The sequence below is a fragment of the Leptolyngbya sp. FACHB-671 genome (assembly GCF_014695745.1).
Lineage (GTDB): Bacteria > Cyanobacteriota > Cyanobacteriia > Elainellales > Elainellaceae > JAAUTN01.
Genome location: NZ_JACJOV010000153.1, coordinates 405464 through 418583, shown reverse-complemented (window position 1 = coordinate 418583; position 13120 = coordinate 405464). Strand labels below are relative to the sequence as shown.

The following is a 13120-nucleotide window of genomic DNA, read 5'->3' as shown; positions in this document are numbered from 1 at the left end:
CCTAGTAATTCTTTACTGCCCGATCGATTTCGCGCTTCTCCTGCTTACGTTTCAGGTCTTCGCGCTTGTCGTGCAGCTTCTTACCTCTGCCCAAGGCGATCGTTACCTTCAGCCAGCCCCGTTTGAGGTAAACCTTCAACGGCACTAGAGTCAGTCCTTTTTGCTCAACTTGCCCAATCAGCTTACGAATCTCCTGCCTGTGCAGCAGCAGCTTCCGAGTGCGACGTGGATCATGATTGAATATCTGACTGGCACTTTCGTGCGGTGAAATATGCACGTTGTATAGCCATGCTTCACCATTACGAATCAACGCATAGCCATCTCGCAGGTTAATCTTGCCCTGCCGAATCGACTTAACTTCGGTTCCCCTTAGCTCAATCCCTGCTTCGTAAGTCTCTAAAATCTCATAGAGAAAACGGGCCTGGCGATTATCGCTAACAATTTTGTAACCGTCACTACTATCACTCATTACGCACGCTGTGGAGAGATAAATTTACTCAACTACAATGCGCCACTCGTGTAATTCATAAGCGACGCAACCATTTTGGACTAAGGGATCTTGAGCAACGATCGCCTTTGCCTGTTCTAGTGAATCTGCCTTAAATAACAGCATTCCACCGCCAAACTCCGCCCAATAACCTGTCCGTGCTTCATGTCCTTTGGCAATCAGGTCTTTGACGTAAGATTTGTGAGCGGGAACAGAGCAATCAAAAGTAGATTTGTCTACGATACCCTTTTCAATTTTGACAAACCAAGGCATAAGATGGCTTTTTTCTACCGAAATCCAGGATAACCTGAACGGGACTCAGGCGGGGGAGAGATAGCCTGCTGCAACGCAGTCGTCCAACAACTTCTGCACAAATGGCCATAGCTCAGGTGCACCTGTTTCAATGGGGCTGACCCGCTGCTGAACCTGAGCGCGATGAATGTTGTGGATTTGCCAGGTGCCCCCTCTCGTTTGCTGATTATGCAATACAGGCTGCAAGCGATCTAGAGCGGCTGCAAATTTCGCTGTAGCGGTTTCTTGCGCCTCAAATTCTTGCCAAATTTTCTTCAACTCAACGCTTTGTTCTGGTGGTAATAGCCCAAACAGCCGAGTCGCCGCCTGTATTTCTCGTTCTGCCTTAGTTTCGTTTCCCTGTAAGTCGTAGCAAAACGTATCTCCCGCATCGATTTCAACCAGATCGTGGATCAGCAGCATCTTGATCGCAGAGAGCAGGTCAACCCCCGCAGGCGCATACTCAATTAGCAAAACTGCCATCAGTGCCAGATGCCAGGAATGTTCTGCACTGTTTTCTCGCCGCGATTCATCAACTAATAAAGTCTGGCGCAAAATTCCCTTAAGCTTGTCAATTTCGATGATGAACTGGATTTGCTGAGAAAGTCGATCGGTTTGCACGTTAAGCCTTTGGAATTCAACGCCATTAGAATATCAGAGTCGGTGGAGGGAGTTGGGAATGGGCGATCGCTTTGCTGGGAATGGACTGGCGGTTTGGCGCACTGCACTTTATGCATCATCTTATTGACGGCGATTGTCCGATTGACCACTATCAATGGGCGATGCAAGCGGGTGTAACGCACTGCGTCGATAAAACCTGGACAAGAATTTACAACTCAGAGCAAGTTACCGTTGATCGCTGTGATCCCGAGGGTGCATTTATCAAACAATGGGTGCCAGAACTGGCAAAGTTACCCGCTGCCGCGCTAGGTTCCCCTTTGGGGATCAAGGGTTATCCTGCTCCTATCCTGAAGTACAAAGCGGCTCGTCAGCGACGAGTACAGCAGCTTCAGCAACAGCGTCAGATTTTTATGAACCAGGAAAACGTGATCCCGCATTTGGCACGACTGCCCAAATCGGTGATCCCGTTCGGGGCAGAGCGATTTAATAGTGAGATCGGTTGGGCAAAGTTGCCGGATATTGATATGTTTCCGTTGCCGCTCGACTTAGATGCGTTGGATATAGAAGGGGCGATCGCTCTTCGTACCTGGTTTGTGGCGCACGTGGAGATCAAGCCCCACCAATCTAAGAGGCGATCGAAGAAATCAAAAACATCAGATGGTGTAACTCAGCTGAGTCTGTTGCCTTGAAGTGGCTTACAGCATTGACAACTGACTATCTCCCTGCTGGTCGTAAAAAAACTGCTCCACTTCGCCTCGCTGATACATCGTTGTCACGTCTCTGCCGCGCCCTACTTTACGAGAATGAATCCCAGCTGCTTCAAGTCGAGATTGAGCTGTTTTTGAGGAGCAGTCCAACAGTTTAGCGACGTACTTCAGAGGAATTCTCTGCTTAGCAAAACGAGCTAACAGCAACTCATCTGGCTCATTTACAATTTCGGTGAGCAACCGTTCCGCCAACAGCCAGCAGGCAAGGGTATCTGCCTCAGCCCGATGAGATTTGCCGACCTTAAACTGAAAATATCTCACCAGATTAGGCAAGCTGCGTGACGGCAAATCGGGCAGCATCAGGCGCGAAAGCTGCACGGTACAAAGCTGCTGGTCTTCAGGACGGATAAAAGCTTTTCCCATTCGGGCAAACTCTGCCCGCAAAAACGGATAGTCAAATTCCAGGTTGTGCGCCGTCAGGACTCCTTCACTCAAAAGAGGAAGGTAGGATGGCAACACATCAGCTGCTACAGGAGCCTGACTGACCATTTCTTGGGTGATCCCCGTGAACTGAACAATTTTTTCAGGGATCGGAGTTTCAGGATTGATTAAATCAGTTTGTTGGTGCAAAACCCCTTCTGCCAGAGTTGCTTGCAGAACCGATATTTCAGTAATTCGATTTGCGGTGGCAATGCTTCCTGTTGTTTCTACATCAACTACTGTCAGCGTTTGCTGGCTGACCTGACGATAGTAGCTAAGCAGTTCCTTTGAAAGCACCTGATCCCCATCTCCTTATTGTTGGAAGTTACTCAGTCGAGTGAGCAATGCCTACACTCAACGTTTGTCACTTCTTACAAATAATGGGTAATGGATCACAACAACCCATTACCCATTACTAGTTAGCCATTATTCAATCTTACTTCTGAGGAGAAGCAGAGGTGTGCTGCGATCGCTTAATCGGTTTCGATTTAACGGGCTGCTCTCTGTCCCTATCTCTATCTCTATCTCTGTCCCTGTCTCTAGAACCGCGTCTTGGCTCGTCGCTCATCGCATCTTCAGAGAAGCCTTGATCAACACGCATCCAAGCAGGGCGAGTCTGGTCATAGGCCATTTGCAATGCAGCAGCGGCGATTGTGTGGGGATCATACTCCTCACTCAGCTTTGCCACGATTGGCAAGAAGGATGCCATCCGTTCACCCGAAAGTGCTTCGCGGACTTGAGTCTGCAATTTCTCCAGGTGTTGTGCTTCAATCTGAGCGCGAGTGGGGATCGTGCCAAGCTCAAGGCGCTGGCGAATGTGCCGCTCGATGTCTTTTAGCTTGCGCTTATCAAGGGGTTGAACGATCGAGATCGCAGTTCCCTCTTTACCAGCACGTCCAGTCCGACCGATGCGGTGAACATAGTTCTCGACGCTATCAGGCAGGTCATAGTTGACAACGTGGGTCAGGTCTTCGACGTGCAGTCCCCGGGCAGCAATGTCGGTTGCTACTACCCAGCGCACCTGACGCTGACGGAAGCGCAGCAATAGACGCTCTCGCTGAGATTGGCTGAGGTCGCCGTGATATTCATCAACACTATGACCAGCAGCCTGTAGCTGACGGGTCAATTCAGCCGCCGCGCGACGGGTGCGAACGAAAATCAGCGCTGATTCGGGATCTTCCAATTCCAAAATGGGCTGCAAAGCTCTAGCTTTTGTCCAGCCGCGTGGCACCATGTAAGCAATCTGGTTGATGCGGGTGGGGGCAGCTTTAGGCTGCTCAACGGTAACCGTAACGGGCGATCGCAAAAACTTGGTCGCTAATTCCCGAATCGAAGGCTCCATTGTGGCTGAGAAAAACGCAGTCTGCCGCTCTCCGGGAGCCTGACTCAGGATCTTCTCAACGTCCTGAATAAAGCCCATATTGAGCATTTCATCGGCTTCGTCTAGAACGAGCCAATTCAACTGGTTGAGCTTCAGGTCGCCTCGGCTGAGCAGGTCAAGTACTCGTCCAGGTGTACCGACAATGATTTGAACACCGCGATGAAGCCGTTGAATCTGGCGATCGATCGCTTGTCCACCATAGACAGCCATGATGTGAAGTCTACGGTCTTCCGAGAAACTGCGAATAGATTGGCAAACTTGAACTGCCAACTCACGAGTCGGGGTCAGAATCAGAGCCTGAGTTGCAGAATTGCTAACGTCAATTTGCTCTAGTAGTGGTAGGGAGAAGGCGGCAGTTTTGCCTGTGCCTGTCTGTGCCTGACCTACTACATCTCGACCTGAAAGAAGGTGGGGGATCGCTTGTGCCTGAATAGTAGTTGGGGCTGTGAAACCCAGCTTTTCGAGAAGACGCACACGCGCCTCAGACAGACCTAAGCTATTGAAGGAAAGGGTCATCGAGTCTCCTTAGAATGTACTTGTAGAGACACGGCTGAGCGCGCCTCTCAATTGCGTTTTGGTGTCAGCGACGTAACCGTAAAGGTCGTAGATATCAGCAGCGGTAACCGCTACTGGCACGATTGATCCCAACCGCGCTTCTCCCTGAACGTAAACCAATCCATCTACCTCTGGGGCAAATCGGGCAGACCGGCCAATGAGTTCTCCGGTTTGCGGATTTTCTTGTTCAATCAAGACATCAACAACTTTGTCAATCTCAGCCTGATTCCGTTGAAGAGAAATCGGCTGCTGAATTTGCATCAGCGCATCTCGCCTTGCCTCCATTACGGTTTGGGGCAGTTGGTTAGGCAGAGAGTGTGCAGGCGTACCTTCTTCGGGAGAGAAGGTAAACACGCCAACATGGTCAAACTGATGCCGTTGGACGAACTGCATCAAATGTTCAAAATGCAGTTCAGTTTCGCCAGGGAAGCCCACAATGAAGGTCGTTCGTAAAACAGCTTGGGGCAATGCTGCTTTGATCCGTTCAATGATGACATCATTTACCTGTCCTTGCCAGGGGCGGTTCATTGCCCGCAGCACTTCTGGGTGAGAGTGCTGAAGCGGCAAGTCTAGATACGGAAGAACGTTGGGCGTTTCCTGGATTGCTTCAATGACTTTGGGGGTTAATCCGGTCGGATAGGCATAGTGCATCCGAATCCAGGGAACATCGACCTCGCCCAAAGCTCGCAATAACTCAGCAAGCTTGGGTTCGCCATAGAGGTCTAAACCGTAGTTGGTGGTAATTTGAGAAATCAGAATGATCTCCTGCACCCCTTCTGCGGCAAACTGTTTGGCTTCTGCGACGATGGACTCAATGGAGCGCGATCGCTGCTTCCCCCTCAGGTGAGGAATGATGCAAAACGCACATCGATAGTCGCACCCTTCTGCTACACGCAGATAAGCAACTCCTTCGGTCGTTGTGCGATAGCGAGGAGTTGTTTCATCAGCAATGTAAACTGGCTCGGCAGAAACCTCTTTGACGCGCTCTCCGGCTTCAGCCCGTTGGAGCACCTCAACAATTTTGTGATAGTCTCCAGTCCCAACAACTGCAACGGCCTCAGGCAATTCATCCAACAGCTCTTGCTGAAAGTGCTGTGCCATGCAGCCTGTGATCACAATCTTTTTGTCTGCTTCTGCTAATTCTACCAGGGTGCGGACAGACTCTTCTCGTGCTGCCTGGATGAAGCTACAGGTGTTGACGATGACGAAATCCGCCAGTTCCTCATTGCTGTCTACCTCATAGCCTGCACCGACTAGCAGTCCCAGCATATGTTCGGTGTCTATTCTGTTTTTTTCGCAGCCCAAGTGGGAGACGGCGATGACTGGCTTGTTGCCCATGCAGTTAACGTTCAGTGATTAGGGGTGAATAAGAGTTTCAGGTGCGAGTATGTGGCGATCGCTCAATCTATAAACCAGCCCCTACATCGGGATATCTACATTTCTCAGTGTTAAACGTTCAAGCTTAAACGCTCTTTGAAACACTCAGTGCTAAACAGATATCACTAAATCGCAATCGCATCTATCGAGGCTGCTGTTGCCATCTTAACGCAGATTGCACAACATAACTACACAAATCTCAAATTATTCAACCTTATTGTCTAACTCTGGGTGGGTGCAGTGCTTTAAGTCTATTGTCGTTTGGACATCACGTTCTGAAAGAGTCGCAAATTTAGCAGCTTGCCGATTGAGGATGGACTATTTGCACGGGTGCATTCGCTGTTAGAGTAGGTTGTAAGCGCAAACGACCAAAGATCGTTCGTGCATCTTTTTTACCAACTGTTCAATAGCACTGAGTCCGATTCTAGAAACGTGGACTTAAATCAGATTTTCAAGACCGCAAATCCTGTTATTGGTGTTGTTCACCTTTTGCCCCTACCCACTTCTCCTCGGTGGGGCGGGAGTCTCAAAGCCGTTATCGACCGAGCTGAGCAAGAAGCGACTGCACTTGCTTCGGGTGGGGTAGATGGCATCATCGTAGAAAACTTTTTTGATGCGCCATTTGCCAAGGATTGTGTTGATCCCGCAGTTGTGAGCGCCATGAGCTTGGTGGTGCAACGGCTGATGCACATGGTAACGCTGCCAATCGGGATTAATGTACTGCGAAATGATGCTCGAAGCGCACTGGCGATCGCCACTTGCGTCAATGCTCAATTTATCCGCGTCAACGTCCTGACCGGTGTTATGGCAACCGACCAGGGATTGATCGAGGGGCAAGCTCACCAACTGTTACGCTATCGACGTGAGTTGGGCAGTGATGTAAAAATTTTGGCAGACGTGCTGGTCAAACATGCCCGTCCGCTAGGTTCCCCCAACCTGACGACGGCTGTGCAGGAGACGATCGAGCGGGGGTTGGCAGATGGCGTGATTCTATCGGGCTGGGCAACAGGTAGCCCACCTAGCCTGGAAGATCTGGAGCTAGCCAGCGCTGCCGCCAATGGAACTCCTGTATTCATAGGCAGTGGGGCAACTTGGGAAAATATTCCACGACTAATTCAGGCGGCTAGTGGTGTAATTGTCTCCAGTTCGCTCAAACGTCGCGGCAAGATCGAGCAGCCGATTGACCCGATTCGCGTCAGCCAGTTTGTTGAAGCGATGCGACGCAGCGTTTCAGAGAAGGCTCAGTCTCAGCCAATTTCGTCGGTTGCAGTTCCGTCTTATTTGGAATAGGGTTATGCAGCCTTGGAGAGAATTGGTATTACGTACTGAGGCAGTTTGAGCCAGAATAGATCAGTCAGACTGGTTCAAATTGTGGTCTTTAAGACAACCTTGACGCAAGTTTTAGAGTGAAACCTTATGAGTCGTACAAGCCGCCGACGTGAAGCCCCCTGGATTCAGCGCAATGCTCGGTACCTGATTGCGGCGATCGCCTCAGTGGGTGCGTTGGGAACAGCTTACCTTACTGCCCTCAAGCTGTTAGGCGATCCTGCTTCCTGTGCTGCTGGATGTGGTCAGGTGCTGTCCAGCCCTTACGCAACTGTTTTTGGACTACCCCTAACCCTGTTTGGCTTCCTGGCATACACCAGCATGGGCATAATGGCGCTGGCTCCGCTCGCCATTAGTCCCGATAGAAATCGTGAACTTCGCCAAAACCTAGAGAACTGGACGTGGCAATTGCTGTTTGTGGGAGCGGCTGCCATGACAGTATTCAGCGCTTACCTGATGTATCTGTTGGCAGCCGAAATTCAGGCAGTTTGTCCATACTGCATTACCTCTGCTGTCCTTAGTGTTAGCTTGCTGGCACTGACGCTGTTGGGACGTTCCTGGGACGATGTAGGACAAGTTATGTTCACTGGTGTTCTGGTCAGTATGGTGACTCTGGTTGGAACGCTGGGAATTTACTCCGGTATTAACAACCCGGTGACCGCAGAAACCTCGTCAGTTCCTGGCGAACCCGGAGACCCAATTACTACTACTTCTGGTCAATCTGAAATTGCTCTAGCTCAACATCTTACCGATATTGGAGCCAAGATGTATGGAGCCTGGTGGTGCCCTCACTGCAACGACCAAAAGCAACTGTTTGGGAAAGAGGCCGCGGCCCAGATTACCTACATAGAATGCGATCCGGGCGGTCAAAATCCGCAGACTGCTCTTTGTCAAGCTAATTCTGATAATGTGGCGGGCTATCCCACCTGGGAAATCAACGGGGAGTACTACGGTGGTACCCAAACCCTGGAACAGCTAGCTGATGCATCTGGCTACCAAGGTTCACGAGATTTCAGAAACTAGTCGTTAAGCAGTTGGAAATTCTGCGTAGAGGGGCAAACGACTGTTTGCCCCTCTGTGCTTTCTGCCCATTATCCTTCTTGATAACTCGATGCCTGAAGGCTAAACATTTGCTCATAGAGTCCGCCCTGTTCCATCAGCTCATCGTGACTGCCCATTTCGACAATTCGACCGTGTTCCAGGACGACGATGCGATCGGCCATGCGAACGGTAGAGAAACGGTGGCTGACTAGAAAGGTCATTTTGCCCTGGGTGAGTTGGCGAAATCGCTGGAATAAGTCGTATTCGGCGATCGCATCCAAAGCCGCTGTCGGTTCATCCAAGATCAAAATCTGCGCCGGGGTCATAAATGCCCGCGCCAATCCCACCTTTTGCCACTGACCACCTGAGAGATCGGTGCCATTCGGAAAGATCTTGCCCAGCATGGTCTGGTAGCCATAATCCAACTTGTCAATAATCTCAGCGGCCCCAGCATCTTTAGCGGCTTGCTGAATGCGCGGTTGGTTGGTGTGTTCGCGCAAATCGCCAAAACCGATGTTGTCCTGCACACTCAGGTCGTAGCGGGCAAAGTCTTGAAAGATCACGCCGATGTTGCGCCGCAGGTCAGTCAAGTCAAATCTGGGAAGTGGAATGCCATCCACAGTGATTTCGCCAGAATCCAGATCATAGAATCGGGTTAAAAGCTTAAGCAGCGTGGTTTTACCTGCGCCATTGATCCCGACCAGGGCAATGCTTTCTCCAGGACTGACGGTTAAATTCAGGTTGCGTAATGTTGGTTCTGTTGCCCCTGGATAGGTGAAGGTAACGTTTCGTAATTGCAGCCCCTTCCGCATTGGGTTAGGAAAAGCGAGAGAATTTGGCGGGCTAACAACTTCGGGCTTGAGGTTGAGAAATTCAAAGAACTGCGACACGTAGAGGTTGTATTCGTAGGTCAGCGCCACATTTTCCAAAATGCTCTGAAGCAGAGTTTGCGCTTGCTGAAACGCCCCAGAGTACATGGTCAGATCGCCGACTGTAATCACTCCTCGCACCGTTTGAACAATTACCCAGGCATAGGCTGCGTAAAAGCCCAAACTGGCGATCGCCCCAATTCCAAAGCGCACCGAGTTTTGCTTAGCTGCCAGTGCCCTCGACTCTTCATTAAAGCCAGCCCGAATCGTTTGCCACTGGTCAAGCAAATGTTGGCTCAGGTTAAACAGTCGTACTTCCTTCACATATTTCTGGTTGAGCAGCACCGTTTGCAGGTAGTCTGCTAACCGCCCGCTCTGGGTTTGGTGACGCAACATCCAAAATCGCCGTCCCGAAAAACTGATCCCCACCCAAAAGGCAGGCACCGAAGTGAGCAACAGCAGCATCATAATTACTGGGCTAAAACTCAGCAGCAAGGTTAGCAGTCCGGCAAAGCTGACGACCTGCCCAATCAAGGAGTTCAGCGTTCCTAAAACGCGGACGGGGTAAGTGCTGCCGCTCTGCTGGGCACGACTGAGCGTGTCATAAAAATCCGGCAGTTCATAGTGTGCCAGGTCAAGCCGCACTGCTTGCTGGAGCAACACATGGTTGGCGTGAAGCGTAAACTCGTCATTCAAAATGCGAGACACATACTCTTTTGATTTGCTCAACCCCCCTTGCAGGCAGGCTAACCCTAAGCCCAATCCCACCAAGGTAATAAGCGGTATCCAGTCGGTGTCAGGTTTTCCCAGGCTACTAATTACCCGATCGACAATTAGCTTGCTGACGTAGAGTTGTGCGACTGGAATCAGGGCACCCAGTATAGTAATGGCTAAATTGAGCAACAGCCAGCGAGGAGCAGCATCCCAAACCAGGCGAACCAGGCGGGGCGTGTTGGCTACCATTTCCCAGAATCGAGTCTGGGGATCACGTCTAGAATCAGGCATTTAGGAAAGGGGGCGATCGCACTTATCTTTTCCAGCATAGACTTTCAGCCCGTTGGACTTTGTGTGCTACCCTAGAACAGTTGTCTAAATTCGCACATCTGGGTTTTCGGGTGTTTCTGACTTTCAGAAATGCTCCCGGATGGAGGAATAACCCGAAAGGAGTTCGGAAAATTTATGCCAGTCGTTTCTTTGGCTCAACTTTTGGAGTCCGGAGTTCACTTTGGGCACCAGACTCGCCGTTGGAATCCCAAGATGTCGCCCTTCATCTACACGGCTCGAAATGGGGTTCACATCATTGACTTGGTGCAAACCGCCCAGCTAATGGAATCGGCCTACACCTACATGCGCACTGCCTCTGAGCAAGGCAAAAAAGTCTTATTTGTGGGCACCAAGCGCCAAGCAGCCGGGATCGTTGCTCAAGAAGCAGCCCGTTGCGGTTCCTACTATGTCAACCAGCGTTGGTTGGGCGGAATGCTAACCAACTGGGCGACGATTAAAACTCGCGTTGATCGGCTTAAGGAACTGGAGCGTCGGCAGGAAACCGGAGCGCTTGATCTTCTACCTAAAAAAGAAGCATCTGTGCTGCGCCGGGAGCTTGAGAAGCTGCAAAAGTATCTCGGCGGCATCAAGGCGATGCGGAAAGTTCCTGACATCGTACTGATCGTTGACCAAAAGCGGGAATACAACGCTGTCCAGGAATGCGAAAAACTGGGAATTCCCATTGTTTCGCTGTTAGACACCAATTGCGACCCTGATGTTGTAGATATTCCGATTCCCGCTAACGATGATGCAATCCGGTCCATTAAGCTAATAGTGGGTCGCTTAGCCGATGCAATCTATGAAGGCCGTCACGGTCAGCTAGAAGCCGAAGAAGACTTTGAGGATTACGAAGGTGCCGAGGGAGACTACGAATACGACGAGAGTGACTTCCCCGACGAAGAGGAAGAAGAGGAATCGCAAGATTAGTCCATGTAAGTTTTGAGTGATGAGTTTCGGGTTTTGATTTCATGCACTACTCGAAACTCAAAATTCAAAACTCAAAATTTTTAAAGTAGAGGGATCTAAGCACAATGGCGGAGATATCTGCAAAACTCGTCAAGGAACTGCGCGAAAAGACGGGCGCAGGCATGATGGACTGCAAAAAAGCCCTCCAAGAAACCGAGGGTGATATGACCAAAGCAGCGGAATGGCTCCGACAAAAGGGCATTACCTCCGCTGAGAAGAAAGCTGGAAAGGTTGCTGCAGAAGGACTGGTTGGCAGCTACATTCACACGGGCGGACGAGTCGGCGTTTTGGTAGAAGTAAACTGCCAGACCGACTTTGTAGCTCGGAACCAGGCTTTCAAAGAGCTAGTACAAAACATCGCAATGCAGATTGCCGCAACTCCTAACGTTGAATACGTCAAGGTGAGCGATATCCCGGCTGAAATTGCGGAAAAAGAAAAGGCGATTGAGATGGGCAGAGATGACCTATCTAATAAGCCAGCTAACATTCGCGAAAAGATTGTTCAGGGGCGGATTGAGAAGCGCCTGAAAGAGCTATCTCTGTTGGACCAGCCCTACATTAAAGATCAGAGCATCACGGTAGAAGAGCTAGTTAAGCAAAACGTAGCTCAACTGGGTGAAAACATTCAGGTACGCCGGTTTTCTCGTTTTGTGTTGGGTGAAGGGATTGAGAAGGAAGAAAGCGATTTTGCGGCTGAAGTTGCTGCCCAAACGGGTACTGCTTAACAGCTAGCTACGTTAGGTCAAGGGATTTGGGTTTGCATCCCAATCGTGAGTTGTAAAAAAGGCAGGTCTAGCGATGCTGATGACCTGTCTTTTTTGTAGTTTTTCTAGAAATGGTTTGAGAGCTTAGGGCTATGGCGGGAGCAGTTGAACGAATTGAGCAAGATATTGCTGCTTTAGATGAGAGGGTGAGGGCGATCGCCCAAGAATTTCACGACACCTACCATCAATATCTCACCAAATTAGGGCAGTCTGTGCGCCAGCAGCTAATCCTGGCTAGCTACCACATTTGCACTAAGGGCTATCCTGAGCGCTTTTTGAAACTGTCCTTTAGCCAGCGGCAAAATCTCCAGCAGTCGCTGCAAAAGCTAGTTCAGCAAGCCCAAGTTCAACTAGTTGAACTAATTGAAGCTGCCTATCTGGAAGTCGCCTCTGCGGATGAGGAAGAAGATGAGATAGATGAAGATGAGGTCGAGTCTGATGAAGTGAAGTCTGATCCTATGGCATCCGATGAGACGGACTTCGATGAGACGGAAGCAACAGACACACCTGACAGTCCTCAAGCTTCGGTTGCAGAACTTCAAACTCCAGAATTTCAAACCTTAGAATTCCAAATTTCAGAATCTCAGCCTTTAGAACCTCAACCTTCAGGGTTTGAGCCGTTAGAACTGCCTTTAAATCAGGTTTCAGCGGAACAGTCCGAATTTCAAGCTTATGTACCGCCTGAGGTAACGTCTGCTTCTGAAGAGGAATCACCGATCGCTGAAGAGCAGAAACCGACTGCAACGATTGACGTTCTGGATAGCCCAGAGGCAATTGCCTACTGGGAAGAGCGGATCGAAGAGGGTATCGTGGAAATGCTGCAAACCCTTTCTCACGCCGCAAATCGCCTGCTTCAAAAAGCCTCCATTCTGCCTGACAAGTTGCCTGAGCCTGTTCTGGAAGTGGCTGCCAAGTCAGGACTGGCGACAGAAGCCGTCTCCGGACCGCCAAACTTACTGAATCTGCTGGTAGAGACAGACGACGATGACGAGGAAGAATCTGCTGTCACTCACATTATTGCGATTCAACTAAGGTTATCAGAGATTGAATTTAGCGATGCGACCCTTTCGACTTGGCGCAGCAAAATTCGTAGCCTTTTGGCTCGACTGGTTCAGTTGGGGCGACAATATCAGAAAAAGCAGCGAGAACGGGCGATCGCCGAAGCAGAAGATGCCTGGAGATCAAGCTGGTTTGAGGAATAATTGCATTTG

13 protein-coding genes are annotated in these 13120 nt (G+C 50.1%); 6 read left to right on the top strand and 7 right to left on the bottom strand.

Annotated features, from left to right (window positions below):
- Window position 1: 1 nt before the first annotated feature.
- From smpB to H6F93_RS27210, 3 genes are read right to left on the bottom strand one after another with little or no spacing between them, the layout of a single operon-like run.
- Window positions 2–469 carry an SsrA-binding protein SmpB gene (smpB, locus tag H6F93_RS27220; RefSeq protein WP_190687738.1) on the bottom strand — a complete coding sequence of 156 codons (468 nt, stop codon included), beginning with the start codon at window positions 467–469 and terminating at the stop codon, window positions 2–4.
- Window positions 470–493: 24 nt separating this feature from the next.
- Entirely contained in the window at window positions 494–760 is a 267-nt protein-coding gene (locus H6F93_RS27215) for a YciI family protein (protein ID WP_190687735.1), read from the bottom strand.
- A gap of 45 nt (window positions 761–805) precedes the next feature.
- Complete coding sequence (locus H6F93_RS27210) at window positions 806–1399, bottom strand: HD domain-containing protein (protein WP_190687733.1); 594 nt, start codon at window positions 1397–1399, stop codon at window positions 806–808.
- Window positions 1400–1479: 80 nt separating this feature from the next.
- Here H6F93_RS27210 and H6F93_RS27205 point away from each other — a divergent pair, with 80 nt between their 5' ends.
- Window positions 1480–2088, top strand: a complete 609-nt coding sequence (locus H6F93_RS27205; RefSeq protein WP_190687730.1) for an FAD-binding domain-containing protein — start codon at window positions 1480–1482, stop codon at window positions 2086–2088.
- Between the two features lie 6 nt (window positions 2089–2094).
- Here the strand turns inward: H6F93_RS27205 and H6F93_RS27200 are convergent, their stop codons facing one another.
- From H6F93_RS27200 to rimO, 3 genes are all read right to left on the bottom strand, one after another.
- A complete protein-coding gene (locus H6F93_RS27200) occupies window positions 2095–2883 on the bottom strand; it encodes an exonuclease domain-containing protein (protein ID WP_190687727.1) in 789 nt (262 codons plus the stop codon).
- Window positions 2884–3022: 139 nt separating this feature from the next.
- Window positions 3023–4483 carry a DEAD/DEAH box helicase gene (locus tag H6F93_RS27195; protein ID WP_190687724.1) on the bottom strand — a complete coding sequence of 487 codons (1461 nt, stop codon included), beginning with the start codon at window positions 4481–4483 and terminating at the stop codon, window positions 3023–3025.
- 9 nt (window positions 4484–4492) lie between these two features.
- On the bottom strand, window positions 4493–5860 hold the full coding sequence (gene rimO, locus H6F93_RS27190; protein WP_190687721.1) for a 30S ribosomal protein S12 methylthiotransferase RimO: 1368 nt from the start codon (window positions 5858–5860) through the stop codon (window positions 4493–4495).
- 471 nt (window positions 5861–6331) lie between these two features.
- On the opposite strand from rimO, the gene btpA reads away from it, so the two are divergent.
- Together btpA and H6F93_RS27180 are read left to right on the top strand one after the other, a co-directional pair.
- A complete protein-coding gene (gene btpA, locus H6F93_RS27185; RefSeq protein WP_190687718.1) occupies window positions 6332–7189 on the top strand; it encodes a photosystem I biogenesis protein BtpA in 858 nt (285 codons plus the stop codon).
- Between the two features lie 126 nt (window positions 7190–7315).
- A complete protein-coding gene (locus H6F93_RS27180) occupies window positions 7316–8248 on the top strand; it encodes a vitamin K epoxide reductase family protein (protein WP_190687716.1) in 933 nt (310 codons plus the stop codon).
- Window positions 8249–8316: 68 nt separating this feature from the next.
- Here the strand turns inward: H6F93_RS27180 and H6F93_RS27175 are convergent, their stop codons facing one another.
- Window positions 8317–10140, bottom strand: coding sequence for an ABC transporter ATP-binding protein (locus tag H6F93_RS27175; RefSeq protein ID WP_190687712.1), 1824 nt, complete (start codon window positions 10138–10140; stop codon window positions 8317–8319).
- A gap of 174 nt (window positions 10141–10314) precedes the next feature.
- Here H6F93_RS27175 and rpsB point away from each other — a divergent pair, with 174 nt between their 5' ends.
- The 3 genes from rpsB to H6F93_RS27160 all read left to right on the top strand — a co-directional run bounded on the left by rpsB (window position 10315) and on the right by H6F93_RS27160 (window position 13111).
- Window positions 10315–11106: a 30S ribosomal protein S2 gene (gene rpsB / locus H6F93_RS27170; RefSeq protein WP_190641368.1), complete on the top strand. Its 792-nt coding sequence runs from the start codon at window positions 10315–10317 to the stop codon at window positions 11104–11106.
- Window positions 11107–11210: 104 nt separating this feature from the next.
- Complete coding sequence (gene tsf, locus H6F93_RS27165) at window positions 11211–11870, top strand: translation elongation factor Ts (protein WP_190641369.1); 660 nt, start codon at window positions 11211–11213, stop codon at window positions 11868–11870.
- 131 nt (window positions 11871–12001) lie between these two features.
- Window positions 12002–13111 carry a primosomal protein gene (locus H6F93_RS27160; RefSeq protein WP_190687708.1) on the top strand — a complete coding sequence of 370 codons (1110 nt, stop codon included), beginning with the start codon at window positions 12002–12004 and terminating at the stop codon, window positions 13109–13111.
- The last annotated feature ends 9 nt before the right edge of the window (window positions 13112–13120 follow it).

Excerpts from the sequence above, each read along its gene's own strand:
- H6F93_RS27215 (WP_190687735.1), bottom strand. The coding sequence starts at position 760 with ATGCCTTGGTTTGTCAAAATTGAAAAGGGTATCGTAGACAAATCTACT.
- H6F93_RS27180 (WP_190687716.1), top strand. The coding sequence starts at position 7,316 with ATGAGTCGTACAAGCCGCCGACGTGAAGCCCCCTGGATTCAGCGCAAT.
- H6F93_RS27160 (WP_190687708.1), top strand. The coding sequence starts at position 12,002 with ATGGCGGGAGCAGTTGAACGAATTGAGCAAGATATTGCTGCTTTAGAT.
- H6F93_RS27175 (WP_190687712.1), bottom strand. The coding sequence starts at position 10,140 with ATGCCTGATTCTAGACGTGATCCCCAGACTCGATTCTGGGAAATGGTA.
- rpsB (WP_190641368.1), top strand. The coding sequence starts at position 10,315 with ATGCCAGTCGTTTCTTTGGCTCAACTTTTGGAGTCCGGAGTTCACTTT.
- rimO (WP_190687721.1), bottom strand. The coding sequence starts at position 5,860 with ATGGGCAACAAGCCAGTCATCGCCGTCTCCCACTTGGGCTGCGAAAAA.
- smpB (WP_190687738.1), bottom strand. The coding sequence starts at position 469 with ATGAGTGATAGTAGTGACGGTTACAAAATTGTTAGCGATAATCGCCAG.
- H6F93_RS27205 (WP_190687730.1), top strand. The coding sequence starts at position 1,480 with ATGGACTGGCGGTTTGGCGCACTGCACTTTATGCATCATCTTATTGAC.
- H6F93_RS27195 (WP_190687724.1), bottom strand. The coding sequence starts at position 4,483 with ATGACCCTTTCCTTCAATAGCTTAGGTCTGTCTGAGGCGCGTGTGCGT.
- tsf (WP_190641369.1), top strand. The coding sequence starts at position 11,211 with ATGGCGGAGATATCTGCAAAACTCGTCAAGGAACTGCGCGAAAAGACG.